Raw genomic sequence first — 26907 nt, 5'->3', positions numbered from 1 at the left:
CGCAACAAGCCACCATAAGAAGAAGGGACACATGAAAAAAACCGCACTGGTACAGGGGATCACCCTGGCACTGCTGGGCTCTGCCGCCCACGCCGCCGTCAAGGTCGAAGACGCGAGCTTCCATACCGCCGCCAGCATGCTGGCCTACACGGAGTTCGAACTCTCGGGCGAGCCGCTGGCCGAGGCCCTGGGGCTGGATCTGGATGTGCTGGATCCCAACCGCGCCGATGAGCCGACCCCGTTCGACTTCGCCGCCGGCATCGAGTCCTATGAGTATTCCGAAGAGGCCATGTACGCCCTCAACTACCAGTCCGGCATGGGTCCCCACCTGGTGAATGGGCCCCAGAACCAGGCCCGTGGCGGCACCCTGGCCGACCTTGGCAAGCGAGTGCTGGCCATGGCCGAGGCCGTCGGCTTCCCGGCCGATGAAGTGCCCCAGGGCATGTATCCCCTCTCCCTCCCCTACGCCTCTGCCAAGCCGCAGTTCGCGCAAGCCGTCAATACCAGCCCGGTCAACGGCGACACCCTGACCATCAAGACCGCCAAAGGGGTCGAGAAAACCGTCAAGACCCAGGTGCCTGCCTACTTCCGCGACTACGCCACCCTGCGCTGGAGCGGCAGTGACAACCTGCTGGTGCCGGCGGCCGTCGGCGGCATATTGCTCAAGGAGGTGATGTGGTCCCAGGACTTCCTCGGCGGCATGCACGTGGCCGAGACAGATGAAGAGGTGGAAGCCGCATCCGCCACCATGGATCAGGACGGCAAGCACAAGCTGGGGGTCTCCGCCGCCGACGGCTTCAACGGCATGATGCTGACCGAGCAGTCCATCGACAAGCTGGCCATCTTGCAGGGCCAGCTCGGCTATGATGGCAAGCAGCTGGGCGCCAAGATAAGCCCCCAGTACGATCCGGCCAAGGGCGTGGTCTACTTGCCCCATCAGGTGAAGGTGACCGAGACCAGCCAGCATGACGTCGGCGCCATCGGCAAGCTGGAGGTGGTGGATGGTTCCGCCCAGCTGCGCGATGCCTGGATGATGCTGTGGCCCCTGTCCGAATTCTACGCCTACAGCGATCAACGCACGGCCAACAGCAACCAGAACCCGGCCTTCCACGCCGTGTTTGACGGTGCCCCGTTTGCCGCCGCTCCGGCCACCAACCGGGCCAACGATCTCGGCAAGGCGGTGGCGGGCAATGACGCCTTCTCCCTGGCCCTGAACCTCTCCAACCTCACCTTCAAGAACCTGGCCGCCCTGCACTTCGACGCCAAGGCCGGTACCCTGGTGGACAGCTGGCAAGCAGGCAAGCAGAGCCAGCACGTCACCACCTTCGACGCCGCCTACGCCCTGGTTGCCCTGCAGATCTTCCAGCGTGCCCAGGATGCCCTGCCGGTGGGCTACGCCGCCGGTGACAATGGCGAGCTGAACCTGGATACCCCCCAGGGCAAGGAGGCGCTGGCGCTGATCCGCAAGCAGGCCGACTTCATCCTGACCCAACTGATGGGCAAGAACGGCCTGGTCCATGACGGCCTGACCCTCGGCGGTCAGCCTGATGCGGGTCAATCCGTGGATGCCCAGTTCGCCGCCGTGCGGGGTCTGAGCGCCGCCTTCCTGGCAACCCAGGATGCCAGATACCGCAGCGCCGCCCGCGAGCTGTTCATCAATACCGACAAGACCTACTTCAACGCCAAGGCCGGCACCTGGCTGGCGGGCAAGCAGGGTGAATACACCCCCTGGACCCAGGCCGCCATCTCGGGTGGTCTGCGGGCCACCATGCTGAACCTGCGTAACGAAGGGGCCGAGAAGGCACCCGAACTGGAGCTGGCCAAGCTGACCGAGCGTTACACCCGCTGGTTCCGTGGCACCGTCAACGGTGGCATGCAGATGGCCGAGTGGGTCGGTGACTCCGGCGAGAACGTCATCGACGGCGCCGGTGGTGACACCGACGAGGATGGCGTACCGCAAGTGACCGCCGCCGGTGGCAAGCACGGCACCGCCATGGTGATGGCCGCCAAGGCGCTGATCAGCGAATAATCCCCCGGCTTATGCCGCCATGACAAAGGGAGCGCCATGCGCTCCCTTTGCTATTTTCTCTGCTCGATCACTGAGTCTGGCGCTTACCCCTTCTCCTTGAGCGCCTGCAGCATGGACTTGGTCACCAGCACTATGCCGTTCTCGGAGCGATAGAAGCGACGGGTATCCTCATCGGCGTTCTCCCCTATCACCATGCCATCGGGCAGCTTGCAGCCCTTGTCCACCACCACCCGGCGCAGGCGACAGCCGCTGCCCACCTCCACCCCAGGGAAGATCACCGACTGATCCAGGGTGCAGAAGGAGTGCACCCGCACATTGGTGAACAGCACGGAGTTGAGCACGAAGGAGCCGCTGACGATGGTGCCGCCGGCAAACACCGAGTTGATGGTCATGCCATGCTGGCCGTTCCTGTCTTGCACGAACTTGGCGGGCGGCGTCATGATCTGGCTGGTCCAGATGGGCCAGTTCTCGTCATAGATGTCGAGATCCGGCACCACGGAGGCGAGATCCATGTTGGCCTCCCAGAACGAATCCAGGGTCCCCACATCACGCCAGTAAGGCTTTTGGCCCTCCCGGGCGCCGACACAGGACATGCTGAACGGATGGGCGTAGGCCATGCCCTCCCCGACGATGCGCGGGATCACGTCCATGCCAAAGTCGTGCTTGGAGCTCTGGTTGAGGATGTCTTCCTCCAGCAGCTGATAGAGGTACTCCGCATCGAAGATGTAGATCCCCATGGAGGCCAGAGAGGTATCATCGCACCCCGGCATGGCGGGGGGATTGGCGGGTTTTTCCACGAAATCACGGATCTTGCGCTGTTCGTCGATATCCATGATCCCGAAGGCGGACGCCTCGCAGCGAGGCACCTCGATGCAGGCCACGGTCACCTTGGCCTCCAGACGCACATGGTCGAGCAGCATGGCGGCATAATCCATCTTGTAGATGTGATCCCCCGCCAGCACCACTATGTATTTGGGGCCGTAGTCACGAATGATGTCGACGTTCTGATAGATGGCATCCGCGGTGCCCCGATACCAGTGCACCTCGTCCACCCGCTGCTGGGCGGGCAACAGGTCGATGAACTCGTTCATCTGGTAGCGCAGGAAGGACCAACCGGATTGCAGATGGCGCAGCAGGCTGTGGGACTTGTACTGGGTGACCACTCCGACCCGCTTTATCCCCGAGTTGATGCAGTTGGACAAGACGAAATCGATGATCCGAAACCGGCCACCGAAGTGCACCGCCGGCTTGGCGCGATTATCGGTCAACTGCTTGAGACGGCTCCCTCGCCCCCCCGCCAATACCAAGGCCATACTCTGGTTCAACAGCTGCCGTGCCTTGGCAGTATTCATGGGCTCTAACGACATATATACCTCGACGTCTCTGTCTGCGTTTCCATTCCATACTCCCTTTTTTCCGAGTCCTTGAAAGTGTTTTCACTCACATTTACAGGATCCCTTTCCCATATGGCAAGCCTCATGACCAAACCTGGTTGACTGCATCCATACTGACTGCATGTTTTCACGCTAAGAAACCAGGTGCGGGGTACCAAAATGCACATAACGCCCACCAAGACGATGACACCCTTCCCCCTGATGACGGGGCTGGTGCTGCTGGCGCAATGGAGCCTGCTCCCCACCGATCTATCCTTGACTGCGACCATAAGCATACTCATGTGTACCCTGCTTGCCCTCATCTATGGCCGATATCGCTGGCACAAGGACGATGAGGCCAGACGAGCGACGCTCATCGAGGCCCTCGAGCAGGGCTCGGTGGCGTCGATCCCCCCCTCGCCGGAGCAGCAGGCACTGGAGCGACTGCTCCATCGCCAGCGCCTGGAGCGCGAGCAGCTGCACCATCAGCTGGACGATCTCAAGCGCAGTGCGCAACAAGATCCCCTGACCCAGCTCGCCAATCGCCAATGCTTTCGCCATGACATCACCCATCTGCTGCAAGAAGAGGGTGGCACTCGCACCGCCATCCTGGTGCTGATCCGGGCCACGGCCCTGGAGAGCATCAATCGTCAGCGCGGTTTTCTCTCCGGCGACACCTATCTCAAGGAGGTGAGCACCCTGATCCAGCGGGCGGCCCTGCGCTGGCCCGAACATCGCCTCTATCGCATCTCGGGGACCGACTTCGCCGTGCTGATCCACGCCATCCACAACACCCCCCTGCCCCTGCTCGGCCGGGATCTCAAACTCACCTTCGATCTCTATCAGCACAGCCAGACCATAGAGAGCGTCGCCTGCAGCGGGATCACCACCGTCTGCAGCCACCAGCGGATCGAGGCCATCCTCTCCCGGGCCGATCTGGCCCTGGCCAGGGCACAGACCGGGGAGGTCAACGGTTGGTCCATCCAGTTGGAAGATGACGATGGAAAGGGGCTGGGGGAACAGCAGTGGCGCCAGGTCATCGAGCGGATCCTGGAGCACGAGCAGGTCACCCTCGCCTACCAGCCCATCGCGCGTCTGCACGGCAATCGGCTCGCCTACTACAGCGTTTACCCGGGCTTCCAGGGTGAAGATGACTCAGTGCTGGCCGCAGACAGCCTGTTCGCCATGGCTCAGCGCCTGGACTTGCTGATGCGGCTGACCCAGTTGGTGATCCGTCACCTGATGCGCGAGCACAGGACCCTGGGGGCAGAGCAGAGCCGCTGGGGCATCAAGTTACCTCCCCATCTGCTGCACAACAGCGGCTTTCTCATCTGGTTGGAGCGCCAACTCGCCGCCGAGCCCGACATTGCCGCCCATCTGGTCTTCGAACTCGACGAGGAGAGCCTGTCCCGGCAACTGGCCGGAGCCAGGCGCCTGTTCGAGCTGCTGCGCCGCTGCGGCAGCCGCTCGGCCATCTGCAACTTCGGCCAGGGGATCCGCTCCTTCTCCCTGTTTCAGGAGATCAAACCGGACTATCTCAAGCTGGATCCCGCGCTCTTGCTCGATCTCGAGCAAGATGGCACCAACCAGAAGTTCGTGCGGATGATAGTGGAGATGGCGCACCGCCTGGGCAGCCAGGTGATCGCAGAGGGGGTCGAGCAGTCGAGTCAGAAGGCGCTGCTAGAGAGCCTGTACGTGGATGGGCTTCAGGGTCACCTCATCGCCCACCCGAGCGCCACCCCGACCACGCCGATTCACTGAGACCGCTTGAAGCGCAGCAGGGTGAGGATGACATCGTTGAGCTGGCGATAGCGCTCCAGCTCCTTCTGATCATACCGGGTCGCCAGCAGGGTCTGATTGTGGCGGTGCTTGAGGTAGCGGTTGATCTGCAGGCGGTTGAAGCCCGCCACCCGATAGATCTGGCCGAGCAGGGCGTTGAGCTCCTCGCTCTCCAGCCCGGCATCGGCGAGATAGTCCGCCTCGGCAGGGCTGCGCTGGTGGCACTCCACCCGGGCGATGCGGCCACTCTCCTGCAAATAAGTGAGCCACTGCTCGACATAGAGGGGCTTGCAGCCGGCCAGCAGGTTGAAGAAGCCCACGGCATCGCAGCGGCATTCGCTCAGCAGCAGCACGGCCAGAGGATCGTCGTTGCAGGAGAAACTGACGACGCCGCTCTGGCTCCAGTCCAGCGCCTGCACCCGGATCTCGGCCCGTGCCCCCGCCTCTCCCGTCACCTCGAATACGAACATGGCTCCTCCCTTGGCAAAAGGTTCATGATGGACCATAGCCGGCGGCGCTGCAAAGACAAACGCCCATGAAAAAACCTGCGCCGGGGCGCAGGTTTGTCAGGAAAAGCGGGGGTCGGGATCAGGCGTCCAGTTCGACCAGGGCCTTGGCCAGTTCGATGGGCTCGAGCTCCTGCCCCTCCAGCTCGCCGTTCCAGTTCGGGCCGACCAGCACGTCGTCTTCGTCCAGATCCCCTATCCAGATGTCGAGGAACTCTTCCAGATCGATGAGCTCGGGCTCATAGTCCGCCCACTCGTCCACGCAGTGCAGGCGGGCATCCCCCTCGCTGGACCAGAGTGGCATCACGTCCGCGTCCTCGAATTCGGCGGAGCGGCACACCACCCAATCCTCGCCATAACGCAGGCCCCACAGCTGACCCGACTCACGGACCTCTTCGATAAACAGTTGGAAATTGGCGTCAAGGTTGTCAGTTAGCTTGCTCATGGTGCTCTCTCTTTCGGACTGCCGGGGCCACTGCCGGCCAGGTTGGGGCAAATGGTGTCCCAAAAGCGCAGCGGACTCAAGTCAAATCCCCAATAAAGGGGAGATAGGCGCCCTTCCCCGGCCAGCGGGGAGAAAAGGCGAGCGCCTTCCCTCCCCTCTGCCCCGTCAGGTACGGTATTGGGCCACCAGGGTGCTCAGCTCATCGCTCGAGTGCGCCAGGCTCTGGGCCGCCTGCTCGGTCTGCCGGTTCTGGCCCAGGGCCTCTCCCGCCTGCTGGGAGATGGAGACCAGCCTGTGATTGATCTCGTCGGCCGCCTTGCTCTGCTCATGGGCCGCATTGGCTATCTGGGCATTCATCTGGGTGATGGTATCCACCACCTGGTTGATGGCCTCGATGGCGCTGCCCGCATCCCCTGCCTTGTCGGCCGTGGTGCGCGACAGCTGTTGCAGCTGGTTGATCCCCCCCGTCACCACACTCGCCCCCTCCTGCAGGCGCTGTATCATCTGCCGGATCTCGTCGGTCGAGCTGTGGGTGCGGTTGGCCAGCGTCCTCACCTCGTCGGCGACCACGGCAAAGCCCCTTCCCTGCTCCCCGGCCCGGGCCGCCTCGATGGCGGCGTTGAGGGCCAGCAGGTTGGTCTGCTCGGCGATGCCGCGGATCACCTCCAGCACCGAGCCAATCTGCTGGGTCTCCTGGGTCAGGTGCGCCACGGCCCGCACCGTGCCCTGCATCTCATCGGCCAGCTGGGCGATGGTGTTGATGGTCTGATCCACCACCTGGCAGCCATCATCGACCAGGCGCTTGGCCTCGTCGGCGGCCAGGGCGGCCTGCGCCGCATGCTCCCCCACCTCCCGGCTGCTCACCGTCATCTGCTCCATGGCGCTGGCCACCCGCATGGTGTCCTGCTCCTGATGGGTCACTATCTCGCAGGTACGCTCCACCACCTGGCCAAGCTGGCCGGCGGCCTGACGGTTCTGGTTGGCTATCTGCTGGGTGCGTCCCACCAGTTGCGCCATCTGGTTGGCAAAGTCGTTGAAATTGGTCGAGAGCTGGGCCAGTTCGTCGCGGCCCTCGGCGGGCAGGCGAAATCTCAAGTCCCCCTCCCCTCGCGCTATGTTGCCAAGGGCGGCCACCGATTGGCCGAGGGGCGCCACTATGCTGCGCACTATCAGGGTGACCAGGGCGATGAGCAGCAGGGCCAGCACCAGGCCGATGCCAAGCTGGATCTTGAGCGCCCCCTGATACTGGGCCTCCACGTCATCCACATAGACCCCTGTGCCGATGATCCAGTCCCAGGGGGCGAAATGCTTGACGTAGGAGAGCTTGCGCACGGGGTCATCCACCCCGGGCTTGGGCCAGTAATAGGCCACCTCGCCGCCCCCCGGTTGCCCCTTGATCATCTCGACGAAGGCCACGAACAGCTTGAGCCCCTGCTTGTCTTCCACCCCGGAGAGATCCTTGCCGTCCAGCTCGGGCTTCATGGGGTGCATCACCATGGTGGGGTGGCTGTCGTTGATCCAGAAGTAGTCGTTGTCGCCGTAGCGCAGGGCCTTGATTGCGGCCAGGGCCCGGGCCTTGGCCTCTGGCACCTCGAGCTGACCGGCACGCACCTGGGCCTCGATGCTGGCCACCAGCGAATAGGCTGTTTCCACCTGGGCCTGGGTCTGGCGGCTCTTCTCCCCCATCAGGCCTTCCCGATAGAGGTGCAGGCTGCTCACCAGCAGCAGCGCCAGTATCAGTAACACGCTCAGGGTCACCAGCAACAGGCGCTGGCCTATGGTCCATCGTCTCAACATCCCGTCATCCTTGCCTTCCTGTCATGGTGACCAAGGTATGACGATGCCCGCGCCCCTGTCCATTGATGGCCCGAATGGGGCAGCAAAAACATGATCCAGCCCAGAGAATGCAAAAAGGCGCCCGCGGGCGCCTCAAGTTTTGTTCGGCAGGATCAACGCTCCCAGTACACCTCTTCCAGGCTGTCCTCTTTCTCCGGCAGGCCGCGCGATAGGCGCGGGCTGCTCTGGGCCAGCACCTCGTAGCTGACCCGGTTGGCGTATTTGCACACCTGGGCCAGGGAGGAGTAGGTCAGGAAGTCCGACGTATGCTTGGCGGAGTTGGGCACATTCATCCTGTGATAGGCGTTGGCCACCATGTCGTGCAGCAGGGCCGAGAGGGCGCCATCCCCGGCGCCATTGGTGTTCTTGATCTTCTCCGGGCCACCCATGTAGGGGGAGATGTGGGAGTAGATCCGCATCGGCGTGCGGCAGCTGGCCCGCGCCATGGGGCGGCTGAACTCGTACATGTTGAACTCGGGGATCTGGCCGGGCAGCAGGGTATGGGTGGTCTCGCGCTTGCTCTCCTCGTCCGTGTAGCTTGCCATGTAGAGACCGACGGGACCGGCGGTGCAGAGCACCATGTCGGCCCAGTCCAGCGCCTTGTCGGCGGCCATCAGGGGATCGGCAAACCCGGTCAGCGCCTCCCCTTCGTCCTCGTTCATGGCCAGCACAGTCACGTTCTCGCGGATGAAGTCACGCCACCACTGGGGGTTCTCGTCGATGACGAAGCGGGTACCCAGGGTCAGCACCACGGGGACATTGGCCTCGCGGGCATAGCGCACCGCCGCCATGGCGGCCTCCTTCATCGGGGTGCCGTCGGCGCCGCGCACCAGATAGGCGGTGATCACCAGGGCCGAGGCGCCCTTGATCACCTCTTCCGGGATGTGGGCCACGTCCAGGTGATCCATCTTGCCGGCATTGATGCCGAAGCTGCGTTCGCCACACTCGCTGATGAAGGTGAAGCAGCGCCCGACCGGGCCATTGACCGGTTGCAGGTAGTCGAGGTTGACGCGAGAGGAGGTGTTGCACAGATAGCGGTAGGCATAGCTGCCGATGCGGATGTCCTGGCTCATGACCCCCAGCAGGATGGAGTGGGAGTCCGCCAGCACGGAGTAGTTGTGCATGGTGTTGCCGACGGTGCCGCCGGCGAACTCGCTCACCACCATGTTGTTGGCCTTGAGCTCGTCGTAGATAAGCTCGGCCACCTCGTCGGAGATGAGCATGGAGTGGCCCTTGCTCAGGCCGTACCGGTTCAGAAACGCCTCATCCACATGAGCCTCTATGTCCACCAGGGTCTGATCGATGCCCACCACATAGGCCTGACCCAGCTCGGTCAGTTGCGGATTCTGGGTGATGAGGGGATCGCGCCTGTCGACCGGAAAATAGTGTTTGGACTTGCGCTGACCGGGAAATTTCATGGCTCTAGCCTTGACTCAGGGATGAACGAGGGGCGGGATTTTAACACAATCCCGGGCGCCGAAAAGGCGCGCCTTTAAAATATGAAGTCAGTATAGACAAGGGCTGCAGCCCGAAAACGTTTGTCTTGGCGGGATAAAAAAACCACCCGTTTGCGCGGGTGGTTGTTAACAATTGGCCACGGCCAGCGGGGCCCCCATCAGGGCGCCGAGAGCCCGGCCACCAGGGCCAGCACGCTGAGCAAGGTCAGGGAGAGCCAGAACAGCAGGGTGCCAAACAGCCTGGGCATGTTGGGGGCCTTGGGGATCTGGATGCCGATGGCGTGCAGCATGCGCCCCAGCAAGAGCATGCCCCCAGCCAGGTGCAGCCAGAGCGGCGCCGTGCCCGCCAGCTCGCACAGGGCGAGCAGCAGCAGGGTCAGGGGCACATATTCGGCAAAGTTGCCATGGGCCCGGATGGCGGCCCGCAGCGGGGGCGCATCCCCCTCGCCTATCGCCACCTTGAACTGGGCCCGACGCTTGACGACCCAGATGGAGAGCAGCAGAAACAGCAGGCCGAGCAAACCGGCGTATGTCAGGGTAACGGGCAACAACATAAGACCTCCATTGGGTGTCATTCACAGGGGCGGGTCGATAGCCGCCCTCGCCCTCAGGCCAGCTCGCGGCAGATGAGGGAGACCATCATGCGGATATGGGCCTGGTCGCAGTTGAGGGCCGGGACATATTCAAACTGCTCGCCACCGGCGGCCATGAACACCTCACGGTTTTCCACCTGGATCTCCTCCAGGGTCTCGAGGCAGTCGGCCGAGAAGGCGGGGCAGATGACGTCGAGCCGCTTGACGCCCTGCTGCGCCAGCTCGGCGATGGTGGCATCTGTGTAGGGTTTGAGCCACTCCTGCTTGCCAAAACGGGACTGGAAGCTGGCGCGCCACTGGGACGCGGAGAGGCCAAGCGCCTCCGCCAGCAGGCTGGCGGTGCGGCGGCACTGATGACCGTAAGGGTCCCCCTCGTCCTCGCAGCGCTGGGGAATGCCGTGAAACGACATCAGCAGCAGCTCCCCCTGGCCGTGCTGCTCCCAGTGGCGACGCACGCTCATGGCCAGCGCCTGAATGTATTCGGGATGGGCGTGGTAGTCACGAATGAGCCGCATCACCGGCAGGTGACGCTCCGCGCGCATCACCCGGGCCCAGCCGTCAAACACGGCGGCCGTGGTGCTGGCGGCATACTGGGGATAGAGCGGCAGCAGTATCACCCGATTGACCCCTTGCCCCTTGAGTGCCTGCCACCCCTCTTCGAGGGAGGGCGAGCCATAGGTCATGGCCAGCTCCACCGGCACATCGACCCCTTCGCGCTTGAGCTCCTGCTCCAGCGCCATGCGCTGCCCCTGGCTGATGGCCAGCAGCGGCGAGCCCTGCTCGGTCCAGATCTGGCGATACAGCTTGGCCACCCTGGGGGCACGAAACGGCAAGATGACGCCTTTGAGCAGCGGCAGCCACAGCAGGCGCGGCAATTCGACGACCCGCGGATCGCGCAGGAACTCCCCGAGGAAGGCCCTGACGGCGGCGGCAGTGGGTGCGGCAGGGGTGCCAAGATTGACGAGCAGGATCCCGGTTTTGGTGGTCACGTTTACTTCCTGTCACATGAAAAGAGGGCCCACGATGGGCCCTGCTCATAGCGCTATGTTCCCGAGGTCGGGATCAGCCCAGAATGGCAGCCAGCTGCTGGCTCACCTGGTCGACCGGCTGGGTGCCGTCGATCTTGACGTAACGGGTGTTGCCGGCGTCGGCCTCTTTGCCGTAGAAGCCGATCAGGGGCGCGGTCTGCTGATGGTAGACATCCAGACGCTTGCGCACCGTGGTCTCTTCGTCGTCGGCACGGATCACCAGATCTTCGCCGGTCACGTCATCCTTGCCTTCCACTTTCGGCGGGTTGAACACCACGTGGTAGGTACGGCCGGAGCCGGCGTGAACGCGGCGACCGCTCATGCGCTTGACGATCTCCTCGTCCGGCACGTCGAATTCCAGCACGAAGTCCACCACCACACCGGCGTCCTTCATGGCTTGCGCCTGGGGAATGGTGCGGGGGAAACCGTCCAGCAGGAAGCCGTTGGCGCAATCGGCCTGGGCGATACGCTCCTTGACCAGACCGATGATGATGTCGTCGGAGACGAGCTGACCTGCGTCCATCACGGCCTTGGCCTTGAGGCCCAGCTCGGTGCCCGCCTTGATCGCCGCCCGCAGCATGTCGCCGGTGGAGATCTGGGGAATACCGTGTTTTTCCATGATGAACTGAGCCTGGGTGCCTTTACCGGCGCCCGGAGCCCCCAACAGAACAATGCGCATACACGCTCCTATTGATTGGTTATTCAATTCTTGAGAAGGCAAAAAACTACACGGTTTCACGCTTTTTAACAAGCAAACCGCAAACGAGTGCCGCTTTTACCACCAGTTTCCCTGCGCCATTCCGGCAATCCAGAGTGACAGATGGAAACCGAAACTGCGTGAAAATGCAGCGCCCCCTGCCTTGGCGAAAAAAAGCCCACTGCATGCAGTGGGCCAGCAAATCATGCCTGGAGTAACAGACGGTTAATACGGGAGACGAAGCTCGCCGGATCATTGAGGCCGCCCTGCTCCGCCAGCTGGGCCTGTTCGTGCAAGAGGGTGACCCACTCGCCAAACAGCGCCTCGTCTTCGATGGTGCCGAGCTTCTTCACCAGGGCGTGATCGGGGTTGAGCTCCAGAATGTACTTCTGCTCCGGCACCGGCTGGCCGGCGGCGCGCATCAGCTTGATCATCTGGGTGCTCATGCCGTGATCGTCGGTGACGATGCAAGACGGCGAGTCGGTCAGGCGGTGGGTGACGCGCACCTCTTTCACCGCATCGGCCAGGCTCTGCTTGACCCGCGCCACCAGACCGGCGTTGGCTTTTTCAGCCTCCTCCTGGGCCTGCTTGGACGCCTCGTCCTCCAGCTCGCCCAAGTCCAGCTCGCCACGGGTGACGGAGACCAGCTGCTTGCCGTCGAACTCGGTGAGGTGGCTCATCAGCCACTCGTCCACCCGCTCCCACATCAGCAGCACTTCGACCCCCTTCTTGCGGAAGATCTCCAGATGCGGGCTGTTCTTGGCCGCGGCATAGGAGTCGGCAGTGATGTAGTAAATCTTCTGCTGGCCTTCCTTCATGCGGCCCACGTAATCCTCCAGCGACACGGTCTGGGCTTCGCCCTCGCTGGCGGTGCTGGCAAAGCGCAGGAGCTTGGCGATCTCTTCCCGGTTGGCGTAATCCTCGGCAGGGCCTTCTTTCAAGACATTGCCGAACTCGCTCCAGAACTTGGCGTACTTCTCGCCGTCGTCCTTGGCCAATTTGTTCAGCATGGTCAGCACCCGCTTGGAGCAGGCCTTGCGCAGGGAGGCGGTCACCTTGTTGTCCTGCAGGATCTCGCGGCTGACGTTGAGGGGCAGATCGTTGGAGTCCAGCACCCCTTTCACAAATCGGAGATACGTCGGCATAAACTGCTCGGCGTCATCCATGATGAAGACGCGCTGCACGTAGAGCTTCAGGCCGTGCTTCTGCTCGCGGTTGTAGAGATCGAACGGCGCGCGGGCCGGGATGTAGAGCAGGCTGGTGTACTCCTGGGCCCCTTCCACCCGGTTGTGACCCCAGAGCAGCGGATCCTCGAAGTCGTGGGCGACGTGCTTGTAGAACTCCTGATACTCCTCGTCCTTGATGTCTTTCGGGTTGCGGGTCCAGAGCGCGGTGGCGCGGTTGACCTGCTCCCACTCCCCTGGCGTACCGACGATGGTTTCACCATCCTCTTCCCGATCCGGGGTGCCCTCCTTGAACATCTCCACCGGCACGCTGATGTGATCGGAATATTTGCTCACCACGGCGCGCAGGCGCCAGTCGTCCAGGAACTCTTCTTCATCGCTGCGCAGGTGCAGGATGACGTCGGTGCCGCGACCCTCTTTGGTCACGTCAGCCACGGTGAAGGAGCCTTCCCCTTCGGATTCCCACTGCACGCCCTGGCTCGGCTCGGTGCCGGCGGCGCGGGAGACCACGGTCACCTTGTCGGCGACGATGAAGGCGGAGTAGAAGCCCACCCCGAACTGACCGATCAGCTGGGAGTCCTTGCCTTGATCACCGGAGAGGTGCTTGAAGAATTCGGCGGTACCGGACTTGGCGATGGTGCCCAGGTGCTCGATCACCTGATCCCGGGTCATGCCGATGCCGTTGTCCGAAATGGTCAGGGTCTTGTTCTCTTTGTCCACCACCAGGCGCACGCGCAACTGGCCGTCGTTTTCGAACAAAGAGGCATCGGAAAGCGCCTTGAAGCGCAGCTTGTCCGCCGCATCGGAGGCGTTGGAGATCAGCTCGCGCAGGAACACTTCTTTGTTGGAGTAGAGGCTGTGGGCCATCAGGCTCAGCAGTTGTTTGACTTCAGTCTGAAAACCGTGGGTTTCGGCATGAACGCTTTGGGTCATCGACACTATCCTCAGGCGATTCGGGTTGAACATATTCCTGATACAAGATGGGGCCGGGCTTGCCCATTTCAAGGGGGAAAATGCCTGTGCCGATGCGAATGACGATTTTTGCGCCAGGATGGCCCAGATCGCCGCGCCGCCGTCAATGAAAAACCCGCCGAAGCGGGTTTGGGAAACAGTGAGCCTGACGCCATTCAGGTGCTGGCGCTGACTCAATTCAGAGACTGGCGCTGACTCAATTCAGGGGCTGACGCTGACTCAATTGAGGGGCTGACGCCCCATCAGCGAGTGAGAGAGGGTGGTGCCGTCCACCAGCTCCAGCTCGCCCCCCACCGGCACCCCATGGGCGATGCGGCTCACCTTGACCCCGGCGCTGCGGGCCATGTCGGCGATGTACCAGGCGGTGGCATCCCCTTCTATGGTGGGGTTGGTGGCCAGGATCAGCTCCTGGATCTGCTCCTCTTTCAGGCGCCGCGCCAGGATCTCCAGCCCCAGCTCCTCGGGGCCGATACCGTCCAGGGGCGACAGATGCCCCATCAGCACGAAGTAGCGGCCGGAGAACTGGCCCGTGTGCTCGATGGCGGCCACGTCCGCCGGGCTCTCCACCACGCACAGCATGCCGCTCTCGGCCCGCTTCGGGCTCTGGCAGATCTCGCAGCGCTCCTGCTCGGTAAAGGTGCGGCATTGGCTGCAATGCCCTATTTCGGTCAGGGCGCGGGAGAGCAGCTGGGCCAGCTTGAGGCCGCCGCTGCGCTCGCGCTCGAGCAGGGTAAACGCCATGCGCTGGGCCGACTTGGGACCGACGCCCGGCAGCACCTGCAGGGCCTTCATCATGTCGTCCAGCAGGGGACTGAATTTCATCTCGCACTCCTCAAGGCATATCCTGGCGCAGGACTATACCCGAGGCGGGGGCGAGCGTCAGCCCATCTGTGCCACGGCCTGGGGCTGATGGGCCAGGTAACGCTGGCAGAAGGCACGAAAATCGACCGCCGCCATGGGCCTGGCGTAGAAATAGCCCTGGATCTCGTCCGCGCCAAGCTCGTACACCGCGGCCAGCTCGGCCGCCGTCTCCACCCCCTCGGCCACCACGGGAACCCCCAACTTGTGCGCCAGATCCGTGATGCTGCTGACAAACAGCTGCTGGCGGGGGTGGCTGTCTATCTGCTGGATGAAGGACTTGTCTATCTTGATCTTGTTGAAGTTGAGCTCCTTGAGATAGGAAAACGAACTCCATCCCGTGCCGAAGTCATCGAGGGCGATGCGCACGTTCAACTGCTGCAAGGCGCTCAGAATGTGCTGGCTCAGCTTGAGATCATCCAGGGCAATGGTCTCCGTCAACTCCAGGATCAGCTGATCCGCGCACAGGGGGCTGGCGAGCAGCATGCGCGCCACCCGGGAGGGCAGCGCCTCGTTGAACATGGAGCCCGAGAGGTTGATGGAGACCTCCAGCTGCATCAACCGCTCTGGCGCCATGGGCATCAGATCCCGGTTGACCCGATCGAAGATCCACTCCCCCAGCCGCTCGCCCAGACCATTGTCATCGGCCAGGCTCACTATGTCCGCGGGATTGATGAACCCATACTCGGGATGCTGCCAGCGCAGCAGCGCCTCCGCACCAAGGACATGACGCTCGCGCTTGATGATGGGCTGGTAATGGAGGCTGAGCTGATCCGCCCCCGCCCCATTGAGCTGATCACGCAGCTCGGCGGCCAGCTGGCGACTGCGCTCGTAGCGGCTCAACATGGCCTGATTGAACAGCTGGCTGCGCCCCCCTTGCTGACGGGCGTTGTCGAGGGCGATGTCGGCAAACAGCATGATCTCCTCGACCTGATGCTGACTGACTTGGCTCTGACTCAGCCCCATGCTCACCTTGACCCTGTGGGCCGGATCCGCCTCGAACACCAGCTGCTGCAGGTGCGCCAGCAGGCTGTCCGGCCACCCTGGCTCCAGCGGATCGAAGCAGTAGAGGGCAAACTCATCGCCGCCGATCCGCGCCAGGTAGGCGCGCCCGGCGATGAAGGCCTCCATGGCCCGGGCCACCCTCACCAGCAGGGCATCGCCGCTGGCATAGCCCAGGCTGTCATTGACCTCCTTGAAATGATTGAGCTCGATGAGGCAGAGGGTGAGCGGACGCCCCTGATTGCCGTGGCGACGGGCCTCTCGCTCCAGTTGCCGAATGAAGGCGGCACGATTGGGCAGCAGGGTCAGGGGATCGTTCCAGGCGAGAAACTGATGGCGCCGGGTCTCCCGGGAGAGCATGTAGAGCATCACCAGCCCCACCAGCAGCAGGGCGCTGAGCAGCCAGAGATTGTCTTGTTTGGATTGCAGCAGCGAGGCCCGCTGACGAATGGCGCTCGGGCCGGTGAAGTTCTCGACCATGAGGCTGCGAATGGCCGGCATGGCCTCGCCGAGCCCCACCGCCAGCTGACCCAGGGCGGGAGAGTCCCGGTGCGGAGCCACCACGTCCGGCTCATGCTGCCTGATGAGGGAAAAGATGTGCCCCACCTTGCCCGCCGCCCCAAAGCGGGCACGGATGGCACTCGCTTCCTCTCCGTTGAGGAAGATATCGAGCCGGTTCCAGGCCAGATCGTAGCGCTTGTTCAATTCACGCCCGTCGAGGTGGCCGCTCCGATAGAGGGTCAAGCCCTCCTGGAATCCTTGCAGCTCGAGTTCAAGCTGGGCCAGGGACCAGGCCGAGAGCTGGGTGTAGCGCACCAGCTGGGTGAAGGCGCGATCATAGCTCCAGGCCGACCAGAAGGCGACACCCACGAAGGTCACCAGAATACAGGTCAGGGAGACAAACTTGCCGCGCATCATCTCATTGCGCCTCGATGCGATTCACCTGCCACACCATCTGGCTGTGATACTGCTCCCGATCCAGCTCGGGATGATCCGACAGCGGATAGACGACCCAGACTGGCCCCTTGTTGCGCAGGGTCAGGACCTTGCCATCCTGCTCGGTCGCCAGCAGCACGGGATAGGCATCCAGATCGGCGCCGGGCAGCAGGGTCCAGTAGTCATTGATGGCGCTCACCTTGAACTGACCGGCCCGCAGCCCCAGGCTGTCGGCCAGGGTCTTGAACAGGACACCGCGATAGCTGTGCTTGCCTTGCGTCCAGGGGGTCGCGGTCACCAGCTCGCTCTGGGGCAGGGCCGCCAGATCGGCTGCCGTGTAATGGGCTACCCCGGCCCCGCCACAGCACCCGGCGCCGCTGACGGTGAGGAGCACCTCGTCTGCCTGCTCCCGGGCCTGGGATTGACTCGCCATCAGCAGCAGGCCGCAGGCCGCCCATGTCATGATGCCATTGATCATATGGTTTCCCCTCGAGCCTGATTAGACGCTATCAACTTGATATTCCAACTCATAGTAGACCATAGTCGAATGACAACCAGGGGCTCGAACAAGACGCCTGGTCGGCCAATAAAGCGGCAGACACACCCGCCAGGCGCCAGCAGCGTTGCAGTGGGTTCCCCATCTGTGCCAGCATTGGCGGTCCAGGCCCTCGCGGCCCCGTTTTCCCCTGCGTCGACAGAGAGCCATGACACAAGCCACCTTCTACTTCCACGATTACGAGACCTTCGGCATCAGCCCGGCACGGGACAGACCGGCGCAGTTTGCCGGCATCCGTACCGACGCCGATTTCAATGTCATCGGCGAGCCCCTGGTCATCTATTGCAAGCCGCCGGCAGACTATCTGCCGGATCCGGAGGCTTGCCTCATCACGGGGATCACCCCGCAAAAGGCGATGAAGGACGGGCTGTGCGAGGCGGATTTCATCGCCCAGATCCATGGCGAGTTTGCCAAGCCGGATACCTGCGTGCTGGGCTACAACAGCATCCGCTTCGATGACGAGGTGACCCGCTACACCCTGTATCGCAACTTCTACGACCCCTACGCCTACGCCTGGCAGAACGGCAACTCCCGCTGGGATATCCTCGACATGCTGCGGGCCTGCTATGCCCTGCGCCCGGAGGGGATAACCTGGGCCTTCGACGACGAGGGCAAGCCGGGCTTTCGACTGGAGAAGCTGACGGTGGCCAACGGCGTGACCCACGCCAATGCCCACGATGCGCTCTCGGACGTGTTGGCCACCATTGAGATGACCAAGCTGATCAAAAAAGCCCAGCCCAAGCTGTTTGACTACCTGTTTGCCCTGCGCAACAAGAACAAGGTGAAGGCGCTCATCGACGTGGTGACCATGAAGCCCCTGGTCCACGTCTCCGGCATGTTCTCCCCCTGGCAGGGGTGCGCAAGCTGGGTGTCGCCGCTCGCCTGGCACCCCAGCAACCAGAACGCGGTGATCATGGTGGATCTGGCCCGCGACCCCACCCCCCTCATCGAGCTCTCCAGCGAGGAGATCAGGGAACGCCTCTACACCAAAAAAGAGGATCTCGGGGAGCTGGCCGGTATTCCGGTCAAGCTGGTGCACATCAACAAGTGCCCGGTGCTGGCGCCGGCCGCCACCCTGACGCCGGAGCGGGCCGATCAGCTTGGCATCGACAGGGAGCAGTGCCGCAAGAGCCTGGATCTGCTGCGGGCCCACCCCGAGGTGCGGGAGAAACTGGTGGAGGTGTTCAATCAGGAGTTTGCCGGCAGCAACGACGGCGACCCCGATACCCAGCTCTACGCCGGCTTCTTCAGTCACGGCGACAAATCCACCCTGGATCTGGTGCGCGCCACCCCGGCGGATCTGCTGGGAGAGCGGCAGTTTGCCTTCAGCGACCCGCGCCTGCCGGAGATGCTGTTTCGCTACCGCGCCCGCAACTGGCCCCACACCTTGAGCGAAGCGGAGCAGAAACGCTGGCGCCTGCACTGCAGCGACTACTTCAGCCGCCGCCTGCCGGACTACGTGCCCCGCCTCGAGGCGCTGGCGGAGCAGAATCAGGGGAACGATCGGAACTTTGCCATCCTGAAGTCCCTCTATCACTACCTTGAAAATCTGTAACTTGTGACTAGTTTCACAGTTAAACCCCTGTGAATGCGGCCTGCTGGCGCCATAATGCCGGTAGGTCGTGATCAGCCGGGACCAGGGCCCACCTCGAGGGATAACAGATAGAAGATGCGCGCCAACCTGCTCTCCGCCAGCCTGCTCTGCGCCAACCTGCTTGGCCTGACCCTGTTGACCCCCGCGGCCCTCGCCGCTCCCCGCTTCGAGCTGCCTGACTACCTGTTGCAGTTGCCGCGCCAGAGTTATCTGCTGATGCAGGAGAGCTTCAACGCCCTCTACCGCAAGACGGATTTCACCCCGGCCATCACCAACAGCTATTTCAGTTATTCGGATCTCTACAAGTTTGCCGGCCTGCCCATCGTCATCACCCCCCAGGCCGGGTTCCAGCTGGAGGTATTCGGCCAGCTCTACAACCTCGCCTCCCAAAGCTATGTCCACATGAGCCAGGATCTCTCCCTCTACCGCATGCTGCGGGCGGACATGATAGGCAACCCCAACGATCAGATAGCGGTCGGCATGGGCCTTGGCATCCCCCTCAGTCCCCTGCTCACTTTCAAGGCCCTCGCCTCCACCAACCAGATCCCAGGATATGGCCAGGCCAATTACGCCATGGGGATCGAGTGGCGCTACTGAATCCATGCCACCATCAGGGCACTCAAGCTCCCGCAGGAGCCTGAGTCGTTCAGGTCATCCCCATGGGCTGTGATGGGCCAGTTGGCCCTGTCCTGTTACCCCGTCACTCTGATAAACTGCGAACCCGCTCACAGCTATTCAACGAGGCTCTTGTGCTGGTTCGACGCACCTTGATCTACCTTCGCGACTTCATGGTCATCCTCGCCTGTCTGTTGGCAGGCAAGGCCATCGCGGCCCTGCTGCCCTTCGCCTTCCCCGGCAGCATACTGGGTCTGCTCATCCTGTTCGTGCTGCTCTCCCTGCAACTCGTCAAGCTGCACTGGGTCGAGCAAAGCGCAGGCCTGCTGCTGCGCCACATGGGGGTCTTGTTCGTGCCGGTCGCCGTCGGCCTGGTGGCCTGGCTCGAGCCCCTGCGTCAATCCATCGAGATCATCTTGCTGTGCGTCGTCGTCGGCATAGTGCTGATCCTGGCCGTGGTCGGCCGTCTCTATCAGCGCATGAACCGGGAGATGAAACCATGATCTGGCTGGCACTGCCCCTCACCCTGGCGCTCTATTTCCTGACCCGTGCCCTCTACCGCAAGCTGCCCTGGCCCATCATCAACCCGGTGCTGGTGCCCACGGCCGTGATCATCGGCCTGCTGCTCTGGCTGGATCTGCCCCTGGCGGAGTACGAGAGCGGTACTCGCCCCATCACGGCCCTGCTGGAGCCCGCCGTGGTGGCCCTGGCCCTGCCCCTCTACCAGCAGGCGCGCCAGATCCAGGCCAGGCTCAAGCCCATATTGATCTGCACCCTGGCCTCCGTCCTGATCTCGGTCTGCACCACCTTGGCCATAGGCCACTGGCTGGGGGCGGATCCCGCCCTGCTCGCCTCCCTCTCCACCAAGTCCATCACCACGCCGCTGGCCATGAGCGTCAGCCAGTCCATCGGCGGCATCCCTGCCATCGCGGCGGCCGTGGTGGTGGTGGTGGGCATCACGGGCGCCCTGATTGGCTACCCCCTGCTCAGGCTGCTGCGGGTGACCGACCCCGAGGCCCAGGGGCTCGCCATGGGGGCCTGCGCCCACGCCATCGGCACCGCCGCCTCCGCCGAGCGGGGGATAAGCCAGGGTGCCTTCGCCTCGCTGGCCATGGTGATGTGCGGCATACTCACCGCCGCCGTGGCGCCGCCGCTGTTCGCCCTCTATCACTGGCTGATCCCCTGAGCCCCATGACGCCCATCGGGGCGCCATCCCCTGCCCCGCTGCCCTTGAGTGACGCCATGAGCGACACCATGGTCCGCCGCCAGACAGGGGGCGACAAGGGCAAACGTTTCCCTTCGGGCGTGGCCGACACAGCGCAGTCAGGCTGTGAGCCAGTTCACACAAATCGGCTGAGTCACTCCCTACAATGTCCTCCCAATTGGCCCATGAGGACAGATAGATGCATCCCCGCTTTGCCAAGACACTCGACAGCCTGCCGGCGGACCTGAGCGCCGCCGTGACCCCCATGCTCGGCGACGATTTTTCCGCCAGCTTCAGCCCGGCACAGATCCAGCAACTGATGGATGCCACCCGGCTTGGCGAGCGTGAGCTGCGCCTCGCCCTGCTGCCCCTGGCCGCCGCCTGCTCGGTCGCCCCAATCTCCCAGTTCTTCGTCGGCGCCATCGCCTGCGGCCTCAGCGGTCGCTGGTATCTGGGAGCCAACATGGAATTCGCCGGTCAGGGGCTGTTCCACTCGGTCCACGCCGAGCAATCCGCCATCTCCAACGCCTGGCTCGGCGGCGAGACCGGGATCTCGGAGATCACGGTCAACTACACCCCCTGCGGCCACTGCCGCCAGTTCATGAACGAGCTGAGCACCGCCAAGGTGCTCAAGGTCTCCCTGCCGGACGACATCAGCACATTGCAGGCCTTCCTGCCCCACTCGTTCGGTCCGGCAGACCTCGACATCACAGATGCCCTGATGAGCCCGCAGCACCATGATCTGCCCTTCACCAGCGAGGATCCCTTGGTGTGCGCCGCCCTGGCCGCCGCCCGCCAGAGCTATGCCCCCTACAGCCAGGGCTATGCCGCCGTGGCCCTGGCGTTTGCCGACGGCCGTACCTTCTGCGGCCGCTACGCCGAAAACGCCGCCTTCAACCCCAGCCTCCCCCCCATGCAGATGGCCTGTGCCCACGCCGTGCTCAATGGCGCCGATCTCGGCCAGTTGCGCCGGGCCGTGCTGGTGGAGAACGGCAAGGGCCAGATCAGCCAGCAGGATGCGGCCAGATCCGTGCTCAAGGCCCTGGGCGGGGTCGAGCTGGAGTACCTGGCCATCTAGTCCATGCCTTGCCCATGAGACAGGAGAGGAGGCTGGCGCCATGCCAGCCTCCTCTTTTTATTTCCGTGCGCCGGCACCATGAAAAAGGGCCCGCGATTGCGGGCCCTCGTCATTCACTGCCTGGGGGAGATCACTCCACCGTGGCCTCGGCATCGGCGAAGTACTCGATCTTGGCGGACTTGCGCAGCGCCTCGACCAGGGACTGATAGCTCGCCTGGGCCTTGCCCTGACCCAGCTGCCCTTGCAGCATGGTCAGCATCTGGGATGCTTCCTTGGGCACATTGACCTTGTCCAGGGCGACGATGACCCTGTCACCATTGGCCTCGGACACCAGATCCACGCTCGGCTTGCCGTCGACCGGATGGGGCAGACGGAAGGCATCGGCCAGCAGGGACTGATCCAGATCCTGGGCGAAACGGGCCACCCCCTGGTGGGTCTCTATCTCGAGGCCGAGTGCAGCCAGTTCGGCGCGGATGTCATCCCCGGCCTTGATCTGCTCAAGCAGGCCCTGGGCCTTGCCACGGGCGATCTCGCTCGCCTTGTCGTGGGTGATAGCGGCAACGACCTGATCCTTCACCTCGGCCAGGGGCTTGACCGCCTTGGGCTGGTAACCGGTCACATGGAGCACCAGCGCCTTGCCGTCACCCAGTTCGATCACGTCCGAGTTGGTGTTCTCGTCGCGCAGCTGCTCCGAGAAGGCGGCGCTGAGCACCTTGCCATCGTTGAGCGGCGCCGGCGCATCGCCCTGGCTGAAGTCGTCGACGGATTGCACCTTGAGACCCAGGGCATCCGCTGTCATGTCCAGGGAGTCCGGGTTCTCGAAGCTGGTGTCGGCCATGGTCTGCTGCAGGTTGAAGAACTGCTCCTTCGCCTTGTCTGCCTGCAGACGGGCGATGGTGTCACTCATCACGTCGCTGAACGGCTTGGTCTTGGCAGGCTCGACCCCGATCAGCTTGATGATGTGAAAGCCGAACGGGCTCTTCACCAGGTTGGAGAGATCCCCTGCCTGCTTCAGGGCGAAGGCGGCCTGTTCGAAGGCAGGATCCATGACCCCCTTCTCGAACCAGTCCAGCTCGCCGCCCTTCTTGGCGGAGAAGGTGTCGGAGGAGTTGGCCTTGGCCAGCGCGGCGAAATCGTCACCCGCCTTGGCCTTGGCCAACACGGCCTCGGCTTTCTGCTCGGCGGCCTTTTCATCCTTGTCAAAGGGGATCAGGATGTGGGCCACCTGGCGACGCTCGGCACGCTGGAACAAGTCCTGGTGCTGATCGTAGTAGTCGCGGGCCTCCTGCTCGGTCACCTTGATCTCTTTGCCCATGGTGGCGGCATCGAGCAGCAGGTAATCGACCTTGACCTTCTCGTCGTTCATGAAGCGGGGGGCATTGCTCTTGTAGAACTGCTCCACCTCTTCATCGCTCACCTTGACCTCGCCCTGGTAACGGTCGGCGGCCAGGCGCACCAGGCGCAGATCCCGGGTCTGGTTGTAGAGCTTGTCCAGCTGCTCCGCCTCGCCCTTGAGGGCGAATTCGGTGCCAAGCAGGGCGCCAACCAGTTGCTGGCGCACCATGTCCTGGCGCAGGGAGTCGCGGAACATCTCCGGGGTCATGTTGGCGCGACGAATGAGCTGCAGGTAGCGGTCGTTGTTGAACTGGCCGTTCTCGGCAAATTCCGGCATGGCGATGATGGCCTGCTTGATCTGCTCGTCGCTGACGCGCAGCCCCAGGTCCCGGGCCTTGCCGTCTACCAGCGCCTGGTCGATCAGCCGGTCAAGCACGGTGCGGCGGAACTGCTTCATGTAATCCGGGTTGGCGGCCAGCTGGTTGAAGGCGTCCCCCATCTGGGATTCCATGCGAGCACGCTCGTTGCGATAGGCGTTTTCCAGCGCTTGCTGGCTGATTTCAATGCCATTGACGGTGGCGGGGGCGCTGCGAGCCGGGCCATTGAGGTAGCTGCCTACCCCGGCCAAGGCGAAGGAGAGGATGATGAGCCCCAGTATTACCTTGGCTACCGTGCCCTGCGCCCCTTCCCGTAGTTTATCCAACATCATGTGTGTACTTATGCTCCCGTACTCGATGGGCATGAATAATGAAAAGGCGCACCGATTGCGATGCGCCTTGGTCAATCAGTATGAGGGAGAGCCCTCTCACTTTGTCTGGTCTGCGACCAAGGACGGAGCCGACAGGATCAGCAACCGACTCAGTTGACAGCGTCTTTCAGGGCCTTGCCAGCCTTGAAGGCAGGCACTTTGCCTGCGGCGATCTCGATAGTCGCACCAGTTTGCGGGTTGCGGCCGGAACGAGCGGCGCGCTCACGAACGGCGAAGGTACCGAAACCCACCAGCGCAACCTGGTCACCCTCTTTCAGGGCCTCACCCACTGCATCAATGAAAGCATCCAGCGCACGGCCAGCGGCGGCTTTGGAGATATCGGCGCCGTCTGCAATTTTGTCAATCAGTTGAGATTTATTCACTCTTATATTCCCCTTTTATCGAACATCGCTGCGGCGCTGATTTCCCTGGCCACAACAAGTGGAGGTTTTATAACAAGCCTCCTGGTCAGTTGCAAGTGACAATATGGCGCAAACCCGCGCCACATCACGCATTGCGACCGATCATGAGTACCGGAACGGGGGTCAAGGCTACTGCCGATATCCGGCGCTTGCAAGCCTTAACCCCCGGCCATGTGCGCCAAGTTTGCGGCGCATCAACTTTTATACGACAGAAACGCGTTCGAAACCCTGTGGATTCTCCTGCAACGCCAGCTCCAGCACCTCGTCAATCCAGCGAACCGGATAGATTTCAAGGTCTTGTTTGACGTTGGCCGGGATCTCCTCGAGATCGCGCTCGTTCTCTTTCGGGATCAGCACCCGCTTGATGCCGCCGCGATGGGCCGCCAGCAGCTTCTCTTTGAGCCCGCCGATGGGCAACACTTCGCCGCGCAGGGTGATCTCCCCCGTCATGGCCACGTCGGCACGCACCGGGTTGCCGGTGAGGCTGGAGACCAGGGCGGTACACATGGCGATGCCAGCACTCGGACCGTCTTTCGGGGTCGCCCCTTCCGGTACGTGTACGTGGATGTCGCGCTTCTCGTAGAAGTCGCCGTTGATGCGCAGCTTCTCGGCCCGGGCCCGCACCACCGTCATGGCGGCCTGGATGGACTCCTGCATCACGTCACCGAGGGAACCGGTGAAGGTGAGCTTGCCCTTGCCCGGCACGTTGGTGGTCTCGATGGTGAGCAGATCGCCCCCCACCTCGGTCCACGCCAGACCACACACCTGACCTATCTGGTTCTGGTCGGTGGCCTTGCCGTAGTCGAAGCGCTGTACCCCCAGGAACTCCTTGAGGTTGTCGCCATTGACCAGCACCTGCTTGATGCTCTTGTCCAGCAGGATCTTCTTCACCGCCTTGCGGCAGATCTTGGAGATCTCGCGCTCCAGGCTACGCACCCCGGCTTCCCGGGTGTAGTAACGAATGACACCAACCAGGGCGGAGTCTTCGATGGTGATCTCCGCCGGCTTCAGGCCGTTGCGCTGGATCTGCTTGGCCACCAGGTGCTGCTTGGCGATGTTGAGCTTCTCGTCCTCGGTGTAACCGGACAGACGGATCACTTCCATCCGATCCAGCAACGGACCCGGGATGTTCATGGAGTTGGAGGTGGCCACGAACATCACGTCCGACAGGTCATAATCCACTTCCAGATAGTGATCGTTGAAGCTGTTGTTCTGCTCGGGATCCAGCACTTCCAGCAGGGCTGAGGCGGGATCGCCACGCATGTCCGAGCTCATCTTGTCGATCTCGTCGAGCAGGAACAGCGGGTTTTTCACCCCGACTTTCGCCATCTTCTGGATGAGCTTGCCGGGCATGGAGCCGATATAGGTACGGCGGTGACCGCGGATCTCCGCCTCGTCACGCACCCCGCCCAGCGCCATGCGCACATACTTGCGGCCGGTGGCCTTGGCGATGGACTGACCGAGCGAAGTCTTGCCCACCCCGGGAGGGCCGACCAGACAGAGGATGGGGCCCTTGAGCTTGTTGACCCGCGCCTGCACCGCCAGATACTCGAGGATGCGATCCTTGACCTTCTCCAGGCCATAGTGATCCGCGTCCAGCACCTCTTGCGCCTTGCCAAGGTCCTTCTTGACCTTGGAGCGGGCACGCCAGGGCACCTGCACCATCCAGTCGACGTAGCTGCGCACCACGGTGGCCTCCGCCGACATGGGTGACATCATCTTGAGCTTGGCGAGTTCGGCCTGGGCCTTGTCATGGGCATCGGCGGGCATGCCGGCCTCTTCAATCTTGCGACTGAGGGCCTCGAACTCATCGGGCGAGTCTTCCAGCTCACCCAGCTCTTTCTGGATGGCCTTCATCTGCTCGTTGAGGTAATACTCCCGCTGGCTCTTCTCCATCTGCTTCTTGACCCGGGAGCGGATGCGTTTCTCGACCTGCAACAGGTCAATCTCCGACTCCATCATGGCCATCAGAAACTCGATGCGCTCGGACACGGAGGCGATTTCCAGCACCTTCTGCTTGTCTTCGAGCTTGAGCGGCATGTGGGCCGCCATGGTGTCAGCCAGGCGCGCCGCGTCGTCGATCGCCGAGATCGAGGTGAGCACCTCGGGCGGGATCTTCTTGTTGAGCTTGATGTAACCTTCGAACTGACCGATGGCGGAGCGTACCAGCACCTCCTGATCCTGCTCCGCTATCGGGGTCGAGGCGATGTACTCGGCCTCCCCCACGAAGAAGTCGTGATCGTCGATCATCCGCTCTAGGCGGGCACGCTGGCCACCTTCCACCAGCACCTTGACGGTGCCGTCGGGCAGCTTGAGCATCTGCAATATGTTGGCCACAGTCCCGACCGAGAAGATCTCCTCGACGGTTGGCTCATCGGTTGACGCATCCTTCTGGGCAATGAGCAGGACTTTTTTGTCTTGCTCCATGGCCGCTTCAAGACAGCGAATGGATTTTTCCCGCCCCACGAAGAGTGGAATGACCATGTGGGGATAGACCACCACGTCACGAAGAGGCAGGACGGGAATCTCGATGCGTTCTGAACGCTCTAGGTTCATATATGTCCTCTCGGCTTGTTATACCGTTGGCAAAGCGCTTGGCTGAGTATATGGGGGCGTAAAGATGAGATTCAATCGCCTTGGCCGTAAAAAGCAAGAAAGGG

The 26907-nt window shown here is 62.8% G+C and carries 22 protein-coding genes; 7 read left to right on the top strand and 15 right to left on the bottom strand.

The features are described from left to right. The first annotated feature begins 31 nt into the window (after positions 1-31). On the top strand, positions 32-2029 hold the full coding sequence (locus ACLHZ1_RS08450; protein ID WP_427261709.1) for a hypothetical protein: 1998 nt from the start codon (positions 32-34) through the stop codon (positions 2027-2029). A gap of 83 nt (positions 2030-2112) precedes the next feature. Here the strand turns inward: ACLHZ1_RS08450 and glgC are convergent, their stop codons facing one another. Next, a complete protein-coding gene (glgC, locus tag ACLHZ1_RS08445) occupies positions 2113-3396 on the bottom strand; it encodes a glucose-1-phosphate adenylyltransferase (protein WP_427261708.1) in 1284 nt (427 codons plus the stop codon). Positions 3397-3582: 186 nt separating this feature from the next. Between glgC and ACLHZ1_RS08440 the strand changes: the two genes are divergently transcribed. Beyond that, positions 3583-5163 carry an EAL domain-containing protein gene (locus ACLHZ1_RS08440; protein ID WP_427261707.1) on the top strand — a complete coding sequence of 527 codons (1581 nt, stop codon included), beginning with the start codon at positions 3583-3585 and terminating at the stop codon, positions 5161-5163. On the opposite strand, the gene ACLHZ1_RS08435 is transcribed toward ACLHZ1_RS08440, so the two are convergent. The 11 genes from ACLHZ1_RS08435 to ACLHZ1_RS08385 form a co-directional block, all read right to left on the bottom strand. Beyond that, complete coding sequence (locus tag ACLHZ1_RS08435; RefSeq protein WP_427261706.1) at positions 5157-5651, bottom strand: hypothetical protein; 495 nt, start codon at positions 5649-5651, stop codon at positions 5157-5159. The two genes, ACLHZ1_RS08440 and ACLHZ1_RS08435, sit on opposite strands and share 7 nt — an antisense overlap. Positions 5652-5769: 118 nt before the next feature. Continuing rightward, the gene (locus tag ACLHZ1_RS08430) at positions 5770-6132 is read right to left on the bottom strand and encodes a DUF2750 domain-containing protein (protein WP_408793085.1); all 363 of its coding nucleotides are present in this window, start codon (positions 6130-6132) and stop codon (positions 5770-5772) included. A gap of 165 nt (positions 6133-6297) precedes the next feature. Further along, positions 6298-7929, bottom strand: a complete 1632-nt coding sequence (locus ACLHZ1_RS08425; RefSeq protein ID WP_427261705.1) for a methyl-accepting chemotaxis protein — start codon at positions 7927-7929, stop codon at positions 6298-6300. Between the two features lie 152 nt (positions 7930-8081). Further along, complete coding sequence (locus ACLHZ1_RS08420) at positions 8082-9386, bottom strand: inosine/guanosine kinase (protein ID WP_408793081.1); 1305 nt, start codon at positions 9384-9386, stop codon at positions 8082-8084. Positions 9387-9583: 197 nt separating this feature from the next. Next, positions 9584-9979, bottom strand: coding sequence for an MAPEG family protein (locus ACLHZ1_RS08415; RefSeq protein WP_427261704.1), 396 nt, complete (start codon positions 9977-9979; stop codon positions 9584-9586). A 53-nt stretch (positions 9980-10032) separates the two neighbouring features. Then, positions 10033-11007, bottom strand: a complete 975-nt coding sequence (gene hemH, locus ACLHZ1_RS08410; RefSeq protein WP_427261703.1) for a ferrochelatase — start codon at positions 11005-11007, stop codon at positions 10033-10035. Between the two features lie 73 nt (positions 11008-11080). Continuing rightward, positions 11081-11725 carry an adenylate kinase gene (adk, locus tag ACLHZ1_RS08405; RefSeq protein WP_408793077.1) on the bottom strand — a complete coding sequence of 215 codons (645 nt, stop codon included), beginning with the start codon at positions 11723-11725 and terminating at the stop codon, positions 11081-11083. A 221-nt stretch (positions 11726-11946) separates the two neighbouring features. Beyond that, complete coding sequence (htpG, locus tag ACLHZ1_RS08400; RefSeq protein ID WP_427261702.1) at positions 11947-13860, bottom strand: molecular chaperone HtpG; 1914 nt, start codon at positions 13858-13860, stop codon at positions 11947-11949. Between the two features lie 258 nt (positions 13861-14118). Further along, positions 14119-14721 carry a recombination mediator RecR gene (gene recR / locus ACLHZ1_RS08395; RefSeq protein WP_427261701.1) on the bottom strand — a complete coding sequence of 201 codons (603 nt, stop codon included), beginning with the start codon at positions 14719-14721 and terminating at the stop codon, positions 14119-14121. A gap of 57 nt (positions 14722-14778) precedes the next feature. Next, positions 14779-16677, bottom strand: a complete 1899-nt coding sequence (locus ACLHZ1_RS08390) for a putative bifunctional diguanylate cyclase/phosphodiesterase (RefSeq protein WP_427261700.1) — start codon at positions 16675-16677, stop codon at positions 14779-14781. A 1-nt stretch (position 16678) separates the two neighbouring features. Then, positions 16679-17173, bottom strand: a complete 495-nt coding sequence (locus tag ACLHZ1_RS08385; protein ID WP_427261699.1) for a molybdopterin-binding oxidoreductase — start codon at positions 17171-17173, stop codon at positions 16679-16681. A gap of 226 nt (positions 17174-17399) precedes the next feature. Between ACLHZ1_RS08385 and sbcB the strand changes: the two genes are divergently transcribed. From sbcB to cdd, 5 genes are all read left to right on the top strand, one after another. After that, the gene (gene sbcB, locus ACLHZ1_RS08380; protein ID WP_427261698.1) at positions 17400-18806 is read left to right on the top strand and encodes an exodeoxyribonuclease I; all 1407 of its coding nucleotides are present in this window, start codon (positions 17400-17402) and stop codon (positions 18804-18806) included. A 114-nt stretch (positions 18807-18920) separates the two neighbouring features. After that, on the top strand, positions 18921-19442 hold the full coding sequence (locus ACLHZ1_RS08375; protein ID WP_427261697.1) for a hypothetical protein: 522 nt from the start codon (positions 18921-18923) through the stop codon (positions 19440-19442). A gap of 191 nt (positions 19443-19633) precedes the next feature. Further along, positions 19634-19963 (top strand): CidA/LrgA family protein, encoded by a 330-nt coding sequence (locus ACLHZ1_RS08370; RefSeq protein ID WP_427261732.1) that lies wholly within the window; start codon positions 19634-19636, stop codon positions 19961-19963. Further along, positions 19960-20646, top strand: a complete 687-nt coding sequence (locus ACLHZ1_RS08365) for an LrgB family protein (RefSeq protein WP_427261696.1) — start codon at positions 19960-19962, stop codon at positions 20644-20646. The genes ACLHZ1_RS08370 and ACLHZ1_RS08365 overlap by 4 nt, the downstream gene beginning before the upstream one ends. Positions 20647-20863: 217 nt before the next feature. Next, positions 20864-21742, top strand: a complete 879-nt coding sequence (gene cdd, locus ACLHZ1_RS08360) for a cytidine deaminase (RefSeq protein ID WP_427261695.1) — start codon at positions 20864-20866, stop codon at positions 21740-21742. A gap of 130 nt (positions 21743-21872) precedes the next feature. Here cdd and ppiD read toward each other — a convergent pair whose 3' ends face one another. The 3 genes from ppiD to lon all read right to left on the bottom strand — a co-directional run bounded on the left by ppiD (position 21873) and on the right by lon (position 26803). Then, positions 21873-23786: a peptidylprolyl isomerase gene (ppiD, locus tag ACLHZ1_RS08355; RefSeq protein WP_427261694.1), complete on the bottom strand. Its 1914-nt coding sequence runs from the start codon at positions 23784-23786 to the stop codon at positions 21873-21875. A gap of 149 nt (positions 23787-23935) precedes the next feature. After that, positions 23936-24208, bottom strand: a complete 273-nt coding sequence (gene hupB / locus ACLHZ1_RS08350; protein WP_005315375.1) for a nucleoid-associated protein HU-beta — start codon at positions 24206-24208, stop codon at positions 23936-23938. A 240-nt stretch (positions 24209-24448) separates the two neighbouring features. Continuing rightward, positions 24449-26803 (bottom strand): endopeptidase La, encoded by a 2355-nt coding sequence (gene lon, locus ACLHZ1_RS08345; RefSeq protein WP_408793014.1) that lies wholly within the window; start codon positions 26801-26803, stop codon positions 24449-24451. Positions 26804-26907 lie beyond the last annotated feature (104 nt).

The sequence above is a fragment of the Aeromonas sobria genome (genome assembly GCF_050266975.1).
GTDB lineage: Bacteria > Pseudomonadota > Gammaproteobacteria > Enterobacterales > Aeromonadaceae > Aeromonas > Aeromonas sobria_B.
This window is presented reverse-complemented; position numbering and strand designations above follow the sequence as displayed.